This is a genomic window from Cytophaga sp. (genome assembly GCF_051961495.1).
GTDB lineage: Bacteria > Bacteroidota > Bacteroidia > Cytophagales > Cytophagaceae > Cytophaga.
The window spans coordinates 1-19,302 of record NZ_JBQCDF010000196.1 but is presented as its reverse complement, the minus strand read 5'-3'; the positions used below and the strand labels follow the sequence as shown (position 1 = coordinate 19,302).

Annotated in this window: 19 protein-coding genes and 1 pseudogene; 9 read left to right on the top strand and 11 right to left on the bottom strand. The window is 40.6% G+C overall.

Annotation, left to right across the window (positions count from 1 at the left end):
- Together ACTHJT_RS10640 and ACTHJT_RS10635 are read left to right on the top strand one after the other, a co-directional pair.
- Positions 1-459, top strand: a 459-nt coding sequence (locus tag ACTHJT_RS10640; protein ID WP_440238003.1) for an aminotransferase class I/II-fold pyridoxal phosphate-dependent enzyme, incomplete at its 5' end; no start/stop codon positions are given.
- Positions 441-1,214 carry an amidohydrolase gene (locus ACTHJT_RS10635; protein WP_440238002.1) on the top strand — a complete coding sequence of 258 codons (774 nt, stop codon included), beginning with the start codon at positions 441-443 and terminating at the stop codon, positions 1,212-1,214. The genes ACTHJT_RS10640 and ACTHJT_RS10635, both read left to right, overlap by 19 nt.
- Positions 1,215-1,332: 118 nt before the next feature.
- Here the strand turns inward: ACTHJT_RS10635 and ACTHJT_RS10630 are convergent, their stop codons facing one another.
- Positions 1,333-1,728, bottom strand: coding sequence for a hypothetical protein (locus ACTHJT_RS10630; protein ID WP_440238001.1), 396 nt, complete (start codon positions 1,726-1,728; stop codon positions 1,333-1,335).
- A 60-nt stretch (positions 1,729-1,788) separates the two neighbouring features.
- On the opposite strand from ACTHJT_RS10630, the gene ACTHJT_RS10625 reads away from it, so the two are divergent.
- On the top strand, positions 1,789-3,069 hold the full coding sequence (locus tag ACTHJT_RS10625; protein WP_440238000.1) for a UDP-N-acetylmuramoyl-tripeptide--D-alanyl-D-alanine ligase: 1,281 nt from the start codon (positions 1,789-1,791) through the stop codon (positions 3,067-3,069).
- Between the two features lie 35 nt (positions 3,070-3,104).
- Positions 3,105-3,542, top strand: a complete 438-nt coding sequence (locus ACTHJT_RS10620; protein WP_440237999.1) for a heme-binding domain-containing protein — start codon at positions 3,105-3,107, stop codon at positions 3,540-3,542.
- Between the two features lie 69 nt (positions 3,543-3,611).
- On the opposite strand, the gene ACTHJT_RS10615 is transcribed toward ACTHJT_RS10620, so the two are convergent.
- Genes ACTHJT_RS10615 through ACTHJT_RS10595 form a run of 5 tightly spaced genes read right to left on the bottom strand, consistent with a single transcriptional unit; the run spans position 3,612 to position 7,584 of the window.
- Positions 3,612-4,508, bottom strand: coding sequence for an AraC family transcriptional regulator (locus ACTHJT_RS10615; RefSeq protein ID WP_440237998.1), 897 nt, complete (start codon positions 4,506-4,508; stop codon positions 3,612-3,614).
- The gene (gene pruA / locus ACTHJT_RS10610) at positions 4,505-6,109 is read right to left on the bottom strand and encodes an L-glutamate gamma-semialdehyde dehydrogenase (RefSeq protein ID WP_440237997.1); all 1,605 of its coding nucleotides are present in this window, start codon (positions 6,107-6,109) and stop codon (positions 4,505-4,507) included. The genes ACTHJT_RS10615 and pruA overlap by 4 nt, the downstream gene beginning before the upstream one ends.
- Positions 6,110-6,148: 39 nt before the next feature.
- A complete protein-coding gene (locus ACTHJT_RS10605; protein WP_440237996.1) occupies positions 6,149-6,844 on the bottom strand; it encodes a YjjG family noncanonical pyrimidine nucleotidase in 696 nt (231 codons plus the stop codon).
- A 1-nt stretch (position 6,845) separates the two neighbouring features.
- Positions 6,846-7,151: a (2Fe-2S) ferredoxin domain-containing protein gene (locus ACTHJT_RS10600; protein ID WP_440237995.1), complete on the bottom strand. Its 306-nt coding sequence runs from the start codon at positions 7,149-7,151 to the stop codon at positions 6,846-6,848.
- A 31-nt stretch (positions 7,152-7,182) separates the two neighbouring features.
- Positions 7,183-7,584 carry an ArsR/SmtB family transcription factor gene (locus ACTHJT_RS10595; protein WP_440237994.1) on the bottom strand — a complete coding sequence of 134 codons (402 nt, stop codon included), beginning with the start codon at positions 7,582-7,584 and terminating at the stop codon, positions 7,183-7,185.
- A gap of 138 nt (positions 7,585-7,722) precedes the next feature.
- On the opposite strand from ACTHJT_RS10595, the gene ACTHJT_RS10590 reads away from it, so the two are divergent.
- The 3 genes from ACTHJT_RS10590 (at position 7,723) to ACTHJT_RS10580 (ending at position 10,193) form a co-directional block, all read left to right on the top strand.
- Positions 7,723-8,388: a carboxypeptidase-like regulatory domain-containing protein gene (locus ACTHJT_RS10590; RefSeq protein WP_440237993.1), complete on the top strand. Its 666-nt coding sequence runs from the start codon at positions 7,723-7,725 to the stop codon at positions 8,386-8,388.
- A gap of 394 nt (positions 8,389-8,782) precedes the next feature.
- On the top strand, positions 8,783-9,982 hold the full coding sequence (locus ACTHJT_RS10585) for a PLP-dependent aminotransferase family protein (RefSeq protein WP_440237992.1): 1,200 nt from the start codon (positions 8,783-8,785) through the stop codon (positions 9,980-9,982).
- Between the two features lie 22 nt (positions 9,983-10,004).
- On the top strand, positions 10,005-10,193 hold the full coding sequence (locus tag ACTHJT_RS10580) for a hypothetical protein (protein ID WP_440237991.1): 189 nt from the start codon (positions 10,005-10,007) through the stop codon (positions 10,191-10,193).
- 77 nt (positions 10,194-10,270) lie between these two features.
- Here the strand turns inward: ACTHJT_RS10580 and ACTHJT_RS10575 are convergent, their stop codons facing one another.
- On the bottom strand, positions 10,271-12,457 hold the full coding sequence (locus ACTHJT_RS10575; RefSeq protein WP_440237990.1) for a M6 family metalloprotease domain-containing protein: 2,187 nt from the start codon (positions 12,455-12,457) through the stop codon (positions 10,271-10,273).
- Between the two features lie 973 nt (positions 12,458-13,430).
- Between ACTHJT_RS10575 and ACTHJT_RS10570 the strand changes: the two genes are divergently transcribed.
- On the top strand, positions 13,431-16,733 hold the full coding sequence (locus ACTHJT_RS10570) for a glycoside hydrolase family 9 protein (protein WP_440237989.1): 3,303 nt from the start codon (positions 13,431-13,433) through the stop codon (positions 16,731-16,733).
- A gap of 173 nt (positions 16,734-16,906) precedes the next feature.
- Here ACTHJT_RS10570 and ACTHJT_RS10565 read toward each other — a convergent pair whose 3' ends face one another.
- The 3 genes from ACTHJT_RS10565 to ACTHJT_RS10555 are packed head-to-tail and all read right to left on the bottom strand — an operon-like array spanning position 16,907 to position 18,195.
- Positions 16,907-17,140: a hypothetical protein gene (locus ACTHJT_RS10565; protein WP_440237988.1), complete on the bottom strand. Its 234-nt coding sequence runs from the start codon at positions 17,138-17,140 to the stop codon at positions 16,907-16,909.
- A 21-nt stretch (positions 17,141-17,161) separates the two neighbouring features.
- Entirely contained in the window at positions 17,162-17,572 is a 411-nt protein-coding gene (locus tag ACTHJT_RS10560; RefSeq protein ID WP_440237987.1) for an acyl-CoA thioesterase, read from the bottom strand.
- Positions 17,573-17,595: 23 nt separating this feature from the next.
- Positions 17,596-18,195, bottom strand: coding sequence for a hypothetical protein (locus tag ACTHJT_RS10555; RefSeq protein WP_440237986.1), 600 nt, complete (start codon positions 18,193-18,195; stop codon positions 17,596-17,598).
- An 86-nt stretch (positions 18,196-18,281) separates the two neighbouring features.
- Between ACTHJT_RS10555 and ACTHJT_RS10550 the strand changes: the two genes are divergently transcribed.
- A complete protein-coding gene (locus ACTHJT_RS10550; RefSeq protein ID WP_440237985.1) occupies positions 18,282-19,004 on the top strand; it encodes a hypothetical protein in 723 nt (240 codons plus the stop codon).
- A gap of 105 nt (positions 19,005-19,109) precedes the next feature.
- On the opposite strand, the pseudogene ACTHJT_RS10545 reads toward ACTHJT_RS10550, so the two are convergent.
- A pseudogene (locus tag ACTHJT_RS10545) lies at positions 19,110-19,302 on the bottom strand (3-phosphoshikimate 1-carboxyvinyltransferase); the annotation flags it as partial.

Sequence of the window (19,302 nt, the reverse complement as noted above, 5' to 3'; positions counted from 1 at the left end):
AAAACGTTTCATGTGACGGGCTGGCGTTTGGGCTACTGTTTGGCTCCGGCGTACATGATGACAGAATTCAAAAAAGTACATCAATATAATACGTTCTCACCGGTAACACCTATGCAGCTGGCTGTAGCGGATTTTATAAAGCGCGAAGAACAGTATACATCCCTGCCGGATTTTTTTCAGCAGAAAAGAGATTTGTTTTTAAATCATATAAAAGAAAGTCGCTTTGATGTGATCCCTGCAAGTGGGACGTATTTCCAGATGCTGTCTTATAAAAAGATCAGTGAAGAGAACGACATCGATTTTGCAGCGCGGTTAACGAAAGCATTCGGGCTGGCTTCCATACCGGTGTCTGTTTTTTATCATGATAAAACAGATCACCGCTTGCTTCGTTTCTGTATTGCTAAAAAAGAAGAGACCTTATTAAAAGCTGCAGACATTTTATGCAAGATCTACGCGTAACACTTATTCAAACACCTTTATATTGGGAAGACGCTGTTGCGAACCGCGCGATGCTGGAAGAAAAAATTTCAGGCATAGATCAAACAGACGTCATTGTTTTGCCGGAGATGTTTACCACCAGCTTTACAAACAATGCGGCTCAGCTTGCAGAACCCATGAACCTGAATACCTTTAAATGGATGAAGCAATTGTCGGCACAGGCTGAAGCCTGTATTGTTGGCAGCTATAGCGTGAAAGAAGGGACAGCTTTTTATAACCGTCTGCTGTGGATGCAGCCCGACGGTACATTTTACACTTACGATAAAAGACATGCCTTCCGCATGTCGGATGAACACAAAGTATATACAACAGGTAATAAGCAACTGGTTGTTGAATACAAAGGGTGGAAGATCGCACCATTTATCTGCTATGATCTGCGTTTCCCGGTATGGTCCAGGAATACAAACAATAAATACGACCTGGCTATCTATGTGGCAAACTGGCCCGAAGCCCGTGCGCATGCCTGGAAGAGCTTGCTGCCGGCACGTGCCATTGAAAACATCAGTTATGTAATTGGTTTGAATCGCATTGGTGCAGATAATCTGGGGAATGTATATTCGGGCGATTCCGTTGTGCATGATTTTAAAGGCATGCCGCTTGTTGAACTAAATAGTAAAGAAGCAATCGCAACGGTTGTGCTTTCTAAAAAAGACCTGGACGATTTCCGGGAAATTTTTCCTGCTTATCTGGATGGTGACGCGTTTGAACTGAAGTAAGAAGGTCGTTGTTATGATCTGTGGCGCATAGACAATCAACTGTTCATTTTAAGTGATTATAACAATAACCGTGGATAAAGGGTATAAGCAGATGCTTGCGCCAGCGAAGCCTTTTTTGTTATTTGGAATTTGTCATTTGAGATTTTAGCACTGCCACTGCTTCTTCCTCTGTCTCCACCACCTGATACTTTGTAAACGCCCGCAGGTATTTTTCTACACCGGCATGTTTGCCTTTTATGGTCACTAAAACCGGATTTTTTTTCTGCAATACATCCTGTACAAAACGAAGCATGTTGCCCATAGAGGCTTCAGTATCCAAACTATCTATATGTATGACAAGCGGCTCAGTCGACTGTACCAGCCACTTCAGAATTTGCTGATATAAAAAGACTTCGGAATAATTGTCTGCTTCCATGATCTCAGCTCCCGGGAACCCGGCTTGGACACGTTCGATCCACGAAGATTTTTTGAAGACTATGGCTTCCGGATGGAGAGTTAATTGCAGAAATAACATATGCGGATTTGAAAACTTTAAGTAATATCTGCTATTTTTGATAAAATACAAATACACTTTATGGAGTTAGCATTTTTGTACGAAAGCTTTTTGGAACATCGTTCGGTAACAACCGACACGAGAAAAGTGAAGCAGAATGATTTATTCTTTGCCTTAAAAGGCCCCAATTTCAATGGAAATACTTTTGCTGAGAAAGCCCTCGAAATGGGCGCTTCTTATGTAATTGTAGACGAGCCGGAAGTTGTTAAAGACGACCGCTATGTATTGGTGGAAGATGTATTGGCAACCCTGCAGGCATTGGCTAACCTACACCGCAGAACACTGGGCATTCCGATCCTGGCCATTACAGGTTCGAATGGAAAAACCACTACTAAAGAACTGGTGAATGCGGTGATGAGTAAAAAATATAAGACCTACGCGACGGTAGGCAATCTGAATAACCACATCGGTATTCCGTTGACTTTGCTGGCAATGGATGAAAGCATTGAATTCGGTATTGTGGAAATGGGGGCAAACCACCAGAAAGAAATTGAATCATACTGTCGGTTTACAGAACCGAATTACGGTTTGATCAATAATGTCGGCAAAGCACACCTGGAAGGCTTTGGCGGGTTTGAAGGGGTGAAGAAAGGTAAAGGCGAATTGTATCAATACCTGTTTGAAACCAACGGAATCGCTTTCATTAATTCAAAGAACGAGCATCTGATGGAAATGTCACCGTTTGAATCGCCGATCCTGTATGGCCGTAACAGTGATTTCTATAATGCAAAATTCTTAAAGAGCGATCCTTTTGTAACGTTTATTGCCGGTAACGAAGAATTGGTAGAAACAAAACTGATCGGTGATTATAATTTTGATAATATCCTGGCGGCACTGTGTATAGGTAAGTATTTTGGGGTGCCATCAATCGCAGCAAATCAGGCGATTGAACAATATGATCCTACCAACAACCGTTCTCAGATTGCGAAGACTACGCACAACGAAGTGATCCTGGATTCTTACAATGCGAATCCAACATCCATGCGCGCGGCGATCGAAAACTTTGCATCCCTGAACAAAGATAATAAAGTACTGATCCTGGGAGATATGTACGAACTGGGCGAGGAGAGTGAAGCCGAACATGCAACCATTGGTGCGATTCTGCATCTGCTGAGTGATACTGAAATTATACTGATCGGAAAGCACATGCAGGCAGCATTCAAAGAATGCCCGGCTGCGAAATACTTTGAGACCAAACCCGAAGCGGTAACCTATCTGGAAACAAATCCTCTGAAAGATAAAACGATTCTGCTAAAAGGTTCAAGAGGCATGGGACTGGAAACATTAATGCCTTTGTTTTAACATACACACAGCTGAATATTCAATAAATAAACAATATGAAAAAGAAAATACTCATTGGCTTATTGGTCCTTTTAGTACTGATACAAATTATCCGCGTTGATAAAACAAATCCACCTGTTGATGTTAACAATGATTTTATTACGGTAACAAAAGCTCCTGTTGAAATTGCTGCAGTGTTAAAAACTGCCTGCTATGATTGCCATTCCAATGAGACTAAATACCCCTGGTATTTTAATGTTGCACCAATTTCCTGGTGGGCAAAAGATCATGTGAATGATGGCCGCAAACATTTGAATTATTCAATCTGGAATACATATAATAAAGAAAGACAGAATCACAAACTGGAAGAAATGTATTCAGAAGTAGAAGAAGGTGAAATGCCTTTGTCTTCTTACACGATTGTGCATGGGGATGCAAAGTTAACAGCTGAACAAAAAAAGGCTTTGACTGAATGGTTAAAAACCGTAAAATAATTATGAATTATAATTCACCGCGGCGAAATGAGTTATGAATTGTGATTAGCGAACGCTACTATTCATAATTTATAACTCATAATTTATAATTGCTCTCCTGTATTCGCTCGGCGACACGCCGGTAATTTTTTTGAAGTATTTTGAAAAATACGATTGGTCTGCAAAATTCAATTGGAAAGCTATTTCCTGAACTGTGTATTCGGTATGCGTTAACAGGCGCTTTATCTCAAGCGCCATACGATCGTTGATAAAATCAGTTGGCGTGCGGCCTGTGAATTCCTTTACCGTTTCACTTAAGTGATTAGCGGTTACCTGCAGTGCATCTGCATATTCCTTCACACCGATATTCTCCGTACATTTTTCTTCAATCAGCTGCTTGAAACGTTTAATGAGGATATGTCCTTTTTTTAATTGTGTTCCTTCCGGCTGCGGATACAAACGTTTGCAATGGATCAGGATCAGGTCAAGCAGGGCATGTGTCGCTTCTTTACTATCGATCGCATTTGTATTTACTTCGATTAATGTTTTCCTGAATAACGAATCCAATTCTTCAATTTCTGCAGCATGCTGCAGGTATAATGGCGGATTGTCGTACTTCAATGAATAGAAAAAAGGGAATTCAAATAATTTATATGGATCTGATTTGTTGGATAAATAGAACGCAGAACTGAACAGGAAGATATATCCGTTAATATCTTCTGAAAATTTAATTTCGTGTATCTGTCCGGGTGAAAGAAAGAAGACTGTATTGGGCTTAATCTTGTATTCCTGCAAGTCAATGGTATAAGTACCTGTGCCGTGCGTCACAAAAAGGATTTCGTAAAAATCATCGTGCCTATGTGGATAGGCCACTTTAAAGTCACGGTCTTTATTGAATATTTCAACATTGTATAGCGTTTCATCATTCGTTTTTTTTGAAAACGTATCAATGGAGTATACGGGAATATGCTGCGTTTTTTGTTTCATTCAGAAAGCTTCATGCAGTCGTACATAAAATCATGCGGCGGTGCAAAATTTTCCTTGATCACCTGCGGGCTCACCCAACGCAGCAGATTCAATACGGATCCTGCCTTGTCGTTTGTGCCGGATAAACGTGCACCACCAAATGGCTGCTGGTTCACAATAGCGCCGGTAGGTTTGTCATTGATGTAGAAATTGCCGGCACTGTAATACAATGCCTTTCTTGCTTCTTCGATATGTATGGCCTGACGGGCAAAGATACTTCCTGTTAATGCGTAACCGGTAGACGTATCAACTAAGGTGAGTACATTGTTCCAGTCTTTATCTTCATACACATAAATGGTTAATACCGGTCCGAAGATTTCTTCCTTTATCGTAAGGTACGATGGATTTGTCGTTACAATAATTGTTGGCTGGATAAAATATCCGACGGAATCATCATAGGTTCCGCCGGCTAGTATCGTAGCTTCAGGAGATTTTTTCGCGTCTTCAATGTAGCTTACAATTTTATCAAATGCTTTTTTATCTATGACGGCATTGATAAAATTGGAAAAATCTTCAACGGTACCGACTTTCATGGCAGCAATCATATGCTGCATTTTTTCCTGCAGCGGCTGCCAGATGGAAGCCGGGATGTAGGCTCTGGAAGCAGCAGAGCATTTTTGTCCCTGGTATTCAAAGGCTCCACGGATCAATGCTACAGCCAGGGCCTGCACATCACAGTCGGGGTGGGCAAGTACGAAATCCTTACCACCTGTTTCACCAACGATTCGCGGGAAGTTTTGGTAGAGGTCAATATTCTGATAAACAACTTTTGTAATGTGTTTAAAAACGGCCGTACTGCCGGTGAAATGCAGGCCGGCAAATTTCCGATGCTGGAAAATAATATCGCCGGTTAGTGGTCCGTCGGTGTAGATCAGGTTAATGACGCCATCCGGTAAACCAGCTTCCATCAGCACTTTCATGATGACACGAGCCGAATAGATTTGCGTGTATGCCGGTTTCCAAACGATGGTGTTGCCCATCAATGCGGGAGCGGAGGGAAGGTTACCGGCAATCGCTGTAAAGTTAAAAGGGGTTAGAGCAAACACAAATCCTTCCAGCGGCCGGTAGACCATTTGATTTTTGATCCCCTCCGGAGAATGCGGTTGAATATTTTCGATCTCACGGGCAAACTGTACATTCAGGCGTAGGAAATCTATCAGTTCACATGCTGAATCGATTTCTGCCTGGTATACATTTTTGGATTGTCCCAGCATGGTTGCTGCATTTATCTCCGCCCGGTACGTTCCTGCGAGCAGATCTGCTGCTTTCAAAAATATAGCTGCCCGCTCTTCCGGTGTTTTGTGATGCCAGCTTTGTTTGGCATGCAGCGCCGCCGTAATTGCCTGGGTTACATGGGTGCCTGTTCCTTCACAAAAATAACCAAGTGTATATTTATGTTCATGCGGAGGTGAAATACGGATACGCTTGTCTGTAAATACTTCTTTCCCGTTTATGATCATAGGGATAAGTACTTCTGAAGCCTTCATCTCCTGCAGGGTTTGCTGCAGGTGTATTCTTTCTTTTGAGCCCGGCGCATATTGCAATACATTCTCGTTTGTCATAGCACGTGTATAGTTATGCTCTCAATATGTGTTAAAAAATTAAAGGATCGTTTTCAATTCAATCAGATTGCTGATTTCAAATTGAATATCTTCATTGTGTTGTTTTCGATCCGGATTATAAAATACATTTCCAAAGCCAACCTGCTTTGCACCCAGTACATCTGCATAGAGATCATCGCCGATCATAATGCTGCTTTCAGCTTTACTGCCGGTGGTTTGAAGTGCGTATTCAAAGATTTGAGGTTCGGGTTTTTTATGTCCGGTATGATCTGCATGTATCAACGATTCAAAATATTTTTCCAATCCCGAATGTTTCATTTTCACATGTTGTGTTTCAGAAAAACCATTCGTTATGATGTGCAGGGAATATCCTTTCTCTTTTAAATAATCCAGGATCTCGAATGAATTGTTATGCACATGCGGTTTTGTCGGACAGAGTTCAATAAAGTGTGTATCGATACGTGCAGGTACGTGGTGGGCTTCAACGCCCAACAACTGAAATGTACGGGGGAAGCGTTCCGTACGCAGTTCTTCCTTGCTGACTTCATTGCGATGGAAACCTTCCCACATGGTATCGTTGATGTGACGGTATGTTTTCTGAAAATCCGGAACAGAGAAACCAAACTTTTCGAGTTCATATATAGAGTACAATTCCTGCAGTGTTTCAGCGCAGTTCTGCGTGAAATCCCAAAGGGTATGATCCAGGTCAAAGAAAACAGTTTTGTATATTCTCATATCAGAAATTCAGTTTCAGCCGCTCAACGGGAATATTATTTATCAGGTGACTTTCGACAATCTCTTGTACGTCTCCGGGAGTAACTCTTCCATAGAACACACCTTCCGGATAAACGACCAGCGCTGGTCCGTTGGCACACACATCAATGCAGCCTGCACGTTGCGCGCGGATCTCTACAGCCAGTTTTCTGTTTTTAATTTCTTTTTTGAAAGTTTCAACCAGTTCCATGCCTCGCTTTTCTCCACAACATTCTCTGCCGTCTGTGCGTTCGTTCGTACAAATAAAAACGTGTTTTTTAAATTTCATGTTGCTTTATTATAGTAATGTTTAGTCGATTTTATAAATCAGGCACCTTGTAAATTTTCTTTTTGATGTGCTGTTTGCGTATGGCAAGTTCATTGTTCGCATAGAGGGTTCTGTATTCAATCAGGTCCTTGTATAGCTGTGGTTCCTTGCCAAAAAGTTTGAAGAGTTGTTTTAAGATATCTATATACGTTTCATTGATGAAATAGTAGACCCATTGATCCACCTTCCGGTATTTGACCAGGCCAATGGATTTTAAAACACTTAAGTGGCGGGAAGTTTTTGTTTGCGTATAGTCCAGTATCAATTCGAGATCAGAAATACACATCTCTTCATTTATCAGAATAAGATTCAGAATTCGGATTCTGGATTCATCGCTGAATGCTTTCAGAATCTCGGAACCTTTCAGAATATCTACCGTTTTTAATCGTATCATGTATATTCGTTCAATCAAATATACATAAATACTTAGTGTAAAACCCTTGTTTTAGACAATAATTAGCGATTAAAGCAGTTGTAAATAGCAATGCTGAACGGTTTTTTCTAACTTGTAACCAATAAAATTGAATGCCCTTTGAAAAAAAGTATATATAGTAAGATCCTGACGAGCCTGGTCCTGATGCTATTCTTTGGTGCAGCATATGGACAGTCACCCAGAAAGATCATTCAGTTTTCGGGTTTGATCGTATCGGGGGATAGTGCCTATGGTACACCAGGCGTTTATATTTTTGTGCCCAAGGAAGGGCGGGGGACAATGTCCAACGCGATCGGTTATTTTTCCATGGCAGCCCTTACCGGCGATAGTATTGTTATTAAATCCATTGGATATAAAGAAAAGACCTTTGTCGTGCCTTATACATTGGAAGATAAAGTATCTGTTATTATTGAAATTCTGGAAGACACCCTTTATATGCCGATTATAGAAATTACGCCCTGGCCTACCGAACGGTTGTTTAAAGAAGCTTTTGTAGCGCTGCAGCTTCCTGAACAGAATTATTCGAACATGCACAATAACCTGAATGAGCAGGTGCTAAAACGTATGATGTATAATATGGGCGAGGATGCAAGTGCGAATCATAAATATTATCTGCAGCAGCAAACGTTGCAGGTACAGAATCAATATTATGCGCCAACGTTGTCATTGACCAATCCATTTGCCTGGAAGAGTTTTATTGACGGGGTAAAAAAAGGAGAATTGAAGAAAAAGTATCCCAACCAGGTTACTCCTGATGATGAATAAAAGAAATTTCATACATTCTTATTGTATAATAAAAAATACTTTCTACCTTTAGCACATGAACACAACACAGAAACATCTATCAGTCCTTTCAGCGGTCGCATTATGTGCGGTTAAGCGGGCTATATAGGTATATCTGTAAACCATATATGTAAAGTCCCGCTTTTAACAGGCGGGACTTTTTTTATTTAATATTGAATTGAAATAACTATTATGACTTTATCGCTCACACATTCAACATCGAAATGTTCAGCCGCGCTTCTTGCAGTCGTGGTAAAGGCAGTCTATGTCCGAGTCTGGGTGGTATAATATATCGTAACGTGTTACTGATTTTATTGAAGGCCTCCCGCAAAACCGGGAGGCCTTTTTGTTTGTCACCATTTAAATACATATACATATGAAAACCAAAACAACAGAAAATCTATTTGCTGATCGCGTAGCAAATGTTCCGCAGTCTTTTATCCGTGAAATATTAAAGGTTGCGTCTAATCCCGCCATTACATCGTTTGCAGGAGGGTTGCCTAATCCGGCATTTTTCCCGGTAAAAGAATTAGAACAATGTGCATCACGTGTATTTCGCCAGCAAGGCATGCAGGCGCTGCAGTATGCGTCAACAGAGGGCTATTACCCGTTGCGGGAATTTATTTCTGAACGATACAGGCAGCGGTATAATCTGGATATTCCACCTGAGCAGATTTTGATCACCAATGGTTCTCAGCAGGCGCTGGATCTGATCGGAAAAATATTTATCAATCCGGGTGATCATGTATTGCTTGAGCGGCCGACATATCTAGGTGCATTGCAGTGCTTATCCATGTTTCAGCCTGTCTTCCAGGAAGTACAGTTGAATGCAGACGGGATAGATATTGGTGACTTAGAGGATCAGCTTTGGTCCAATCCGATCAAACTGTTTTATGGGATTCCGAATTTTCAGAATCCCACTGGCATTCGCTATAGCGCAGATATCCGCCGGCAGGCAGTAGATATATTGAATCGCTACAATACTTATGTAATAGAAGATGATCCGTACGGTGATATATTCTTTGATGAAACAGAGCTGCCGCCATTGTATGCGTACATGCCGGAAAAAACAATTCTGTTAGGCTCATTTTCTAAAACCATAGCGCCGGGAATGCGCCTGGGCTGGATGGTTGCAAGTCCGGAGATCATCCGCAAAGCAACCATCATGAAACAGGCTTCTGATCTGCATTCAGGGAATTTAACCCAGTATATTTTACATGAGTTTCTGACGATGTATTCTTTGGATACCCATATCAAAAAAATACAGGATACATACCGGTTTCAGCGTGATACCATGATCAGTTGCCTGAAACAATATTTTCCTGCAACAGTCGAATACACGCATCCGCAGGGAGGCATGTTTACCTGGGTTACATTGCCCGAAGAAATAACCGCACGCGAATTGCTGACAAAAACCATTGAGCAGAATATCATCTTTGTACCCGGAGATTCTTTCTATGCAAGCAATCCGGATACGCAAACGCTGCGCTTGAATTATTCAAATGTAGAAGAACCAACCATGCGGAAAGCCATGAATACACTTGGAGGTATGGTTGCCGGGTTGGTAGAAGCCTGATAATAATTTATTTTTTAATATTATGGAAAATAGATTATTAAACTCTGGTCGTCTCTTTAAAGAAGCGGCCAGAGAAACTGTTCTTTTATTTCAGCAGACTTCGGAACTTATGTTAAATTCCTGTAAGATAAAAGTGTTGATGCGTCATAAACGCTGGCAGGTTAAAGGCAGGAAAGATTTTTTTGTGATGATTAAAAATTGCAAACGGTAAAAAGCTGAAGTTGTATATAAATAAAAACGCCTCCCATCACAGGAGGCGTTTTTATTTATATATCACAGTAAAAAATACTATTCAGTTACAACTAATTTTTTAACAGCAACATTGCTATCCTGTGTAACGGTTACCAGGTAGAAACCTTTGGCAAGTGTACTGATGTTTAAATCAATACTGTTTGCACTCGTTGTATAGGGAACCAAGATACGTTGACCCTGCTCATTTACAATGCTCACTGTAGCTGATTCAAGGTCCATGTCTGACCTTATTTGTACGGCCTCTGTAGCAGGGTTAGGTGAAAGGCTGGTGCCAGCTGAAACATCCGTTGCGGCAGCAATTCTTGCCTGCGTATAGCCACATGCAGGAGGGGTAGCATCGTTGCTGAAGTAAATGGTGAAATCACCGTTTTTATTTACCAGTACAAAATTTCCGTTATTGGTAATCACATAATATTCACCATCAAGTCCTGGAATGCCTGTATTGGTAAATGTAACAGACGGTGAAGGCGTGTTGAATGAATAAGTAGCTTTTGTTTTCAGATCAATATAGTAAGGTGCTGTATTGAATAGATTGAAAGAAAAGTTCCATAATCCGTTGTTTTGCAGATCCCAGTGAATGGCGAAAAAGCTCACAGCAGAAAGATCCGGACCGCCATCACCTAGTACATAAGCATGTGTGTATTGTTTATACACGATGGATGGTAAAGCCGTTGCCAGCGGTGCTCCGTAAGTACATTGTTCAGGACCGCCAAGTTTGAAGGTCATGGTTTCACCTACACCGCTTACACTGTGAAGGCGGATACCTGAATTGGAACCATCCCACCAATGTGCATCCGGTATGGTACCATCGTTAAACCTCGTTTTGTAACCCGCTTTATACAAGTCTCCATAACCACCGGTGCCATTGTTGTGCTCTAAGTCGAATAACCCATCGGCCTGCTCAAGTGAAATGAAGAAGTGACGCGCCAGTGTCATTTCATTGAAACTATTGTTTCCGGTTTTATCAACGTGCCAGATCATAAGTCCCTTGTCGGGAAGAGACAAGCTGCGGCCGGTATGTGTTCTGCTTTCGATCACAAACAATTCATTGCTGTTTGCAGGATTGTTGATGATGTAAGATTGATTCAGATTCGATTGTGTTGTGTAAGTACCTGTTGCTCCGGTAAGGTCTGTATAACTTTCCCAGCCCGCATCAATTCTTAAATAGGCATTTGGCGGTACAGGGTTCGTTGCAGCTCCCTGGTAAGCCATCAGGCAATAGCCGCCTATACCTGTGGAATTATAATCGTAATCATACAGGTCGGGCCAGTGCATCAGCATATGTCCGTTTTCATGGCAGGTCGTCGCAATGCTGAGGTTATCTCCTATGTTGGTCATCTGGTAAGAGCCAGAGTTTACACCATCGGCACTAAAACCATAATAGCCACCAGAATGCGGCCATAAGCCTTTGGCCCAACCCATAGTAGGATAGCCGGCATACATCAGGTTGATCGCACGGATAGAAGTTCCTTCAACAGATAAGGTTGAGAAATCGAAACCCTGTGCATCCGCCCAGGTTAAGGCTTCGTGAATCAAATCGGCTACATGCGGGTTAATCGTATCTTCATAATATGTTTTCGGATGTATAGCTCTGTAATAACCCAATACATCGTTGGTATAGCTTAATTGATTGTTAGATACATCCAGATAATAATCATGAATAGAACCATTGTTCCCAAAATCACTATAACCTACTTCATTAAAGAAACGATCGATCGAATCTTTGCCAATAACAGAGGGTTGATCAGAAAAGTCAATCAGGATAGTAAGACCTTTAACATTTCCATTAAGCGGAGCTGCTGCGCGTAATGATGCGTTGCGCTGGCTGATAGCAGCCGGAGGCGCCGGTAATAAACGCGACCGGTTGGCCGCGCGTATTTTATTTGCCGCAGTTGTGCTGATATCGATTCCTTTTGGTATACCTGGTAAATTAGCGGGAGCGCCGGTATAGACAATACCTGTTGATAATAAAGAATTGCCATCTGCGGAAAGCACTGCATAAGAAATCCATCCGGCAGTATCTCTTGTAAGCGTATATCCATCAATACTTTCTACACGCTGGTAAAATTCATCGCCCCACACTTTCACTGTTACAAGACTGGCATCGGGCTGCTTGAATTTAAATTCGGTTCCGAAATAAGGTGCTGCCTGAGCAGCAAAGATTACAAAAAATGCACACACGATGGTTATAATCGTTTTAGGTGCACTATATATTTTTTTCATAATAATACAGTTGTTTAAAATCTGACTAATAAAATGGAATTGAAATAAAAAGTTGAGTGGTATCATCCTGCTGCCAAATGCAGAATGTCAAAAACATTTAATGAATCCTGTATTCATCGTGAATAAAGGGAAGTAAGGTACATCTTTTTTATGGTCATAGCTTTTTGAATGTAGGGGTGAAATGAATTGTTACGCTTTCAATGTGTTGTATACATACAATTGAATAACTAATATAGAACAGTATGTTTTATAAGCAATGCTTAAATATTTCATTTGATTATTTTTTAACATTCGTTTAACTCCTTTAAAGACGTAGGTTTAAACACGTATGAGAATACAAAAATTAATTATATGAATTATGCAAACGTGTAATTGTCTGTATAAACAATGTTGTTTTAACAGTGAATGATTGTAGGTTTGAAGAAATTCAATTATATTTTTTTCGGTATTATAGAAACATTTTCAAACACTGTGTTCATGTATTTTATAATTGGTTTATAACAGTTAATCACTCTTCTGATTTTTAGAATGGTCTGAAAAAAATAGCTGCGGCACATGCAGTTTTTTACGTGGTCGCGCAATAATTTTTTAGAAAAGAAATTTGACAGCACATATTCGGTTGACATCCCCAAACCGCAACTACGTAAAAAAATATTCTACCTTTTTTTGTGATTTTCGGCTATTTTACGGAATTCCTGCAGACTCCTGATTTTAGTTTCATATGTTTTCGGTAAAATGTTCGGACTTCAATAATTTTTAGTTTATATTTAAAAAGTTATATTATTTATTTGTATAGTCTAATTATTGGCTTGATTTACTATATAATCACAATCTTTATCGATATGAGGCATTTTCTAAAAAAAATAATAACATGGAAAAACTAAAGAATAATATATGCTTCATGGTTATGCATAAACATTGGATATATCCGTGCAGTATTTTATTTTTTTTACTGTTGTTTATGACGCGCAATGTGCAAGCGCAAAGTCCTGTTATCAATTATAATATTCGTTTAAATCAGATCGGGTTTTATTCTAACCTGGAAAAGATTGCCATTGTTGCAGGAAATCCTGCGGCAGGAAATTTTTCCATCCAGTCCCCTGATCTGGCAACAACCTATTTTACAGGTACACTCGGAGCATCTGCTACCTGGTCGTTTTCAAATGAAACAGTGCGCGCTGCGGATTTCAGCGCCTTTACTACTCCGGGTACTTATGTATTGTATGTTCCGGGAGTGGGCTATTCGCCGCCGTTCATTATAGATCCCGATGCATTTAATATATTATCGAAGACTGTATTGAAAGGCTTTTATTATAAACGTGCATCATCTGCTATCACTGCGACGTATGGTGGCGTATATGCGAGAGCAATGGGACATCCGGATACAAACGTAATGATCCATTCATCCGCAGCAAGTCCGGGGAGGCCAGCAGGCACTATTGTTTCAGCGCCAAAAGGGTGGTATGATGCCGGTGATTATGGATGCTATACGGTGAATTCAGGGATTTCAACCTATACGTTGCTTGCGTCATTCGAACATTTTAAATCGTATTACGATACTTTACCATTGAATATACCGGAATCCGGTAATGCAATGCCTGATATTCTGGATGAAATCAAATGGAATCTGGATTGGATGCTGACTATGCAGGATCCGTATGATGGGGGCGTTTATCATAAAAAAACTACCGCGGCTTTTGATGCTTTTGAAATGCCAGCAGCAGATCAGGCACAGCGCTATCTGATTGGTAAGGCTACCGCTGCTACGTTTGATTTCGCCGCAGTTATGGCTGTGGCATACAGAGTATACCTGCCTTATGATGCCGCGTATGCAAATCAATGTTTAGCTGCTGCAAAAACAGCTTATACCTGGGGGATCGCAAATCCTTCGATCACCTTCAGTAATCCCGCCGGTATTTCAACCGGGGGGTATGGAGACGGTACATTAACAGACGAAAAAGAATGGGCAGCTACAGAATTGTATATTTCAACAAAAGATAATTCATATTATACAAACAGTTTCAAGAGTACAAATACATATGGTATACCCAGCTGGCCAAATGTAAACACGCTTGGATTGATATCGCTGATCCATCACCGGAAGAGCCTTACAGCAAACGGACTGGCAGATACAACAGCTATGAAGAATAAATTGTTTGCTCTTGCCAATCCGATCCGTACACATAAGACCAGCAGCTCTGCTTATAAAACAGGCATGGGTGCGAATGGCAATGCCGATTTTATCTGGGGCAGCAATGCTGTTGCATTGAATGAAGGTATGATCTGCATGGCAGCATATCTGGCAACGAATGATCTTACTTATCTGAATACGGCTATATCACAATTGGATTATATTTTGGGACGTAATGCAACGGCATACTCATTCGTATCCGGACTTGGAAGTAAGCAGATCATGAATCCGCACGATCGTATTTCCAGTTCGGATGGTGTTGCGAAACCCATTCCGGGGTGGATGGCGGGTGGACCCAATACGGATTCGCGCGGAGACTGCGGCGCTGCTTCTTACCCTTCTTCCTATAAAGCAGCTTCCTATCTGGATCAGCAGTGCAGTTATTCAACGAATGAAATAGCAATTAACTGGAATGCGCCGTTGGTATTTGTTGGAATAGGGATGCAATACATACACCGCACAGCGTTGAATCCTTTTGTAAAAGTTTTAAATGGAACTGCAGATGTGCCTAATAATGGTACAGCAATTTCTATGGGCTCAGCCGTTGTTGGCAGTACGTCAAATGTCCTTACAATAACAGTAAAAAATAGCGGGACAGTACCATTGATCATTAATTCCATTACCGGTGATGAAATATTTGTTACCGGATTATTAAATCCGGCTTCTCCGATTGCGCCGGGTACTTCTTCAACATTCAGCATAACGGCTACACCAGCGAATGCGGGACTATATACAGGTAAGATTACCATTAGTACGAATGATCAGACAAATGCATCCTATATTATCAATCTTTCTGTCACAGGAACTGCTCCTGCAATCAATATTTCCCAGGGAAGTACAACGTATGCGAATAATGGTGCAGCGTACGACTTTAGTGCTACACTACAGGGAACGCAAAGCAATCCTGTTGTATTTACAATCAAAAATACCGGTACGGCACCGCTCACACTTGGTACGCCTGCAGTAACAGGGCCGTTTCTGATAAGCAGTGGTCCGTCTGTATCTTCAGTACCGGCGGGAGGTTCAGCAACCTTTTCGGTAAAGTTTATACCAGTGGCTACAGGTGCGGCAACAGGTACGATAAATTTTCCGGATAATGCGGCAGATTCTCCTTTCATCCTGAACCTTTCAGGCACAGGTGTGCAACCAGCAATCAGCGTTTCTCAGGCAAATACTGTTTATACAAGTAACGGTACTCCTTACATCTTTCCTGCTACATTGCAGAATCATCAGAGTGCAATTTATGTCTTTACCATCACAAATAGTGGTACCGCAGTACTCACGCTTGGTACACCTGTTGTAACAGGGCCGTTTCAATTAACAGGCCCATCTGTAGTATCTGTTCCTGCAGGCAGTACAACGACATTTAATATCGTGTTTGCTCCTGTAACAACAGGTAACATAACAGGTTCGGTAAGTATTCCCAATAATGCGCCAGACTCGCCGTTTGTGTTAAATCTTGCAGGTACATCTGTTGTGCCGGTTATAACGGTTACGCAGGGGTCTACTACATTCAGCAGTAATGGCGCCGCTTATGTATTTTCCGGTACAACAGCAGGAAGTTCAAGTGCTGCTGTTGAATTCACGATAACAAATCCCGGCTCGGCAACTCTTGATCTAAGCGGACCTGTAGCAACAGGGCCTTTTCAGATAACAGGTCCATCTTTGACTTCAGTACCGGCGGGCGGTTCAACGACATTCTCGGTAATTTTTTCTCCTGTAGTAACAGGAGGTGCAACAGGAAATATAAATATTGTAAATAATACAGACGACTCACCATTTGTGCTGAATTTATCTGGAACGGGAACATTGGCTACAGGCACTGCAGGAATACTGGCAGCAGAGGCAATCTCAATTAGTCCGAATCCAACGAAGCAGAATATTTCTATTCAGATGAAGGGAGCTTATAATAATGTGTCTGTGCATATATACAATACAGTAGGGGAGTTAGTACTTTCAACGATATTAGGGAATACGAATGATGCATCGTTTCCCTTGTTACTGACAAATGTTGCTCCGGGCATGTATCTTGTAGAGGTTACTACTGATGAGGGCAGCTGTATGAAGCGGATTGTCAAGGAATAACGCACTTGGAACTGATAAATAAAAAAGAGAAACCCTGTACAGCGTTTCTCTTTTTTTTTGCCGGTCCATGTTATTTTTGATTTGTAGGTATGAATGTTGATATAACCGGTTTGAGTAAATTATTTTTATAGGATTTTGTATTTAGTCTGATAACTAAAACTAGCCCCTAACAACTACTTTATCTGCGCGAAGCGGTTACTCAGATATTGAACAATTTCTTCATCCCATTTTGTGCGATGAGAAAAATATTTGATCAAACGGTCATATGCAGCAATTTTTTTCGCCTTCGTTTCAGATTCTTCATTGATTATAAACAGGTCGCCAAGTAAAGGCGCTTTGTCTTTGAGATCACGGTCTTTTTTTATTTCATCAAATAAAAAATCGTATAAGTCATCTTGTTGCGGCATAAATATTTTATTCGTTAATTATTAGAGACCAATTGCTTTTAGCCATTCCGGTGTAGGTAATACAAGTTTACGTTCTTTAACACTGAATAAGCCTACGGTGAATTCAGCAATGCAGCATACGTCGCGGTTGCGCAGCATCGTCTGCACGATTTTTCCTACTTTGCCTTCATACGAAATCATTTTTGATTCAATAATTATTTCTTCACGCAGGCGGAGTTCTTTGATGAATTTAATATTGATCTCCAGAATGGTTGGCCCCAGGCCGGTTTCACGAATGTAGGAAAGGCCGTAACCATTTTGTGTAATCAATTCCCAGCGGGCTTCTTCCAGAATACTCAGGTATGTAGCATTGTTTACATGACCGAAAGTATCGAGGTGATGCTCGCGGATGATAAGCGGATAGCTGAAGGTAGTTGCGTTATCAATATTCATAATGAAATCTTTGATTGAAAGAGTTACTTCCAGTTTATTTTAATCATTTCCCGTTGAAGCTCTGTTCTTTTGTATGTTTTTGGGTCAGATACATAATCTACAAAAACAAAATATAACGGTTTGCTGGCTTTTTCGACCGTTATCGTTGGCTGATCTTTTTCATCCAGTAGATAAAGCTGTTTGATTGTGCGGGTGCATACCAGGCTGTCTTTACTTTTTACAACCGTATTGAAGCGGTGTTCTTTATCATTATCATAAAACCAGTAAGAAGGTGCATCATCACAGATGATCACTTCATTGTCGCTGTTGAACAAGCCTTCTGCCATCCCTGTATTTTCATAGCCCGGGAGTTTAGAGAGCGGTTCTTTTTTTACTGCTTTTTCATACGTTGTTTTATTGAATGAAGAACTGATTAAAACACCATCGGGTTTATGCATTACAAAAACGATATTGAATGGTTGTTTCTCCAGCGACACTTCGTTGTTCACTATAGGTTGGCGAATTCCATTTTGTTCGATATAAACTTTGAACGGAACGCGTTTTTCGGCTGCATGTTGATTTGAGCATATAGCACTGCTTAATAAAAATGTAGCAGTTAAAAGGATGGTAACTATTGTTTTCATAAAGTTGCTGATATGTTATAATATTAGGATAATTCTGTGTTACTTCAAAAAGTATTTGTTGCGGTATCTTTAATATTCTATTCTTTATGCGCCAGCTTGTTCTAGTATCATTATTTATTTCTTCGTTTGTTTTTACAGTAAAAGCTGAACGGGTTTTAAAAAGAGAAAAGTATGATCTTATCATTAAATCAGATACAGTTTATGCCGGCGAAGATTATTATCTCACGGTAGATCTGAAAGGTAATGAAAATGTAAAAGTGTTAAGAAATTATTATCCTGTTCCTGTATCTGGCGGGAAGGGATATGTTAAATTCAAGGCTTCTGCCGTGTGCTATGATAAAAACGGAAGAAGCAAACAACTGATTAACGTAGGTGTCGTCTTCGATCGTGATACACTATTTGAAGATATAACATATTATGTTGAAAAGCCACCGGCAAGCAATATCCGATCTGTTCAGGATTCGCTAACGGTTTTATTATATAATCTAGAACCTTATAAGCAAATTGAATATTTGTCTATGCATGATCAATACTTTCATTCATTTGCTTACGATCTAGGTACTAGTACTTTAATGAAAGAAACAGGAGAGCTTATGGTTGCTGTAATTGTGGATGCCACCGGCAAGGTTGTTAAATATGATATTCTTAAAAATACATATAAGGTTATTCCTTTACAGAAAATAGAAAACGCCATTCAATCGTATCGGTTAGATAGAAAAATTATGTATAACGGCAATCTGAAATTTTCGGCTGTGGTGTATACATTGAAAGGGCACACCGGGAATTATATAGTCGCCAGCGAATATTAGACGTACCGGATGAACAGCTGAAGTCGCAGTTTTAAGAAGAAGACCCCCAATATTCATAACGCTTATCTGGGGTCTTCTTAAACTTTATTCCTTAGAACGTAATACTTAAAATACAAATCCAACCTTCTTCAGATCTTCCCAATACAACGGATATGATTTGTTCACTACAGAAGGCTCTTCGATCGTAACTTTCCCTAATAAAGCCAACGGAGCGAAAGCCATGGCCATGCGGTGATCTTCGTAGGTGTGAACCGATTGTCCGTCAACTTTAAATGTGCCCGGAACAACTTTATAGGTA

Bases quoted from the DNA above. Each gene is read 5' to 3' on its own strand.
- ACTHJT_RS10605 (WP_440237996.1), bottom strand. From the start codon at position 6,844: ATGAGAATATACAAAACTGTTTTCTTTGACCTGGATCATACCCTTTGG.
- ACTHJT_RS10615 (WP_440237998.1), bottom strand. From the start codon at position 4,508: ATGAAACAAAAAACGCAGCATATTCCCGTATACTCCATTGATACGTTT.
- ACTHJT_RS10565 (WP_440237988.1), bottom strand. From the start codon at position 17,140: ATGCCGCAACAAGATGACTTATACGATTTTTTATTTGATGAAATAAAA.
- ACTHJT_RS10595 (WP_440237994.1), bottom strand. From the start codon at position 7,584: ATGATACGATTAAAAACGGTAGATATTCTGAAAGGTTCCGAGATTCTG.
- ACTHJT_RS10585 (WP_440237992.1), top strand. From the start codon at position 8,783: ATGAAAACCAAAACAACAGAAAATCTATTTGCTGATCGCGTAGCAAAT.
- ACTHJT_RS10600 (WP_440237995.1), bottom strand. From the start codon at position 7,151: ATGAAATTTAAAAAACACGTTTTTATTTGTACGAACGAACGCACAGAC.
- ACTHJT_RS10630 (WP_440238001.1), bottom strand. From the start codon at position 1,728: ATGTTATTTCTGCAATTAACTCTCCATCCGGAAGCCATAGTCTTCAAA.
- ACTHJT_RS10580 (WP_440237991.1), top strand. From the start codon at position 10,005: ATGGAAAATAGATTATTAAACTCTGGTCGTCTCTTTAAAGAAGCGGCC.
- ACTHJT_RS10575 (WP_440237990.1), bottom strand. From the start codon at position 12,457: ATGAAAAAAATATATAGTGCACCTAAAACGATTATAACCATCGTGTGT.
- ACTHJT_RS10560 (WP_440237987.1), bottom strand. From the start codon at position 17,572: ATGAATATTGATAACGCAACTACCTTCAGCTATCCGCTTATCATCCGC.
- ACTHJT_RS10635 (WP_440238002.1), top strand. From the start codon at position 441: ATGCAAGATCTACGCGTAACACTTATTCAAACACCTTTATATTGGGAA.
- ACTHJT_RS10555 (WP_440237986.1), bottom strand. From the start codon at position 18,195: ATGAAAACAATAGTTACCATCCTTTTAACTGCTACATTTTTATTAAGC.
- ACTHJT_RS10625 (WP_440238000.1), top strand. From the start codon at position 1,789: ATGGAGTTAGCATTTTTGTACGAAAGCTTTTTGGAACATCGTTCGGTA.
- ACTHJT_RS10620 (WP_440237999.1), top strand. From the start codon at position 3,105: ATGAAAAAGAAAATACTCATTGGCTTATTGGTCCTTTTAGTACTGATA.
- pruA (WP_440237997.1), bottom strand. From the start codon at position 6,109: ATGACAAACGAGAATGTATTGCAATATGCGCCGGGCTCAAAAGAAAGA.
- ACTHJT_RS10550 (WP_440237985.1), top strand. From the start codon at position 18,282: ATGCGCCAGCTTGTTCTAGTATCATTATTTATTTCTTCGTTTGTTTTT.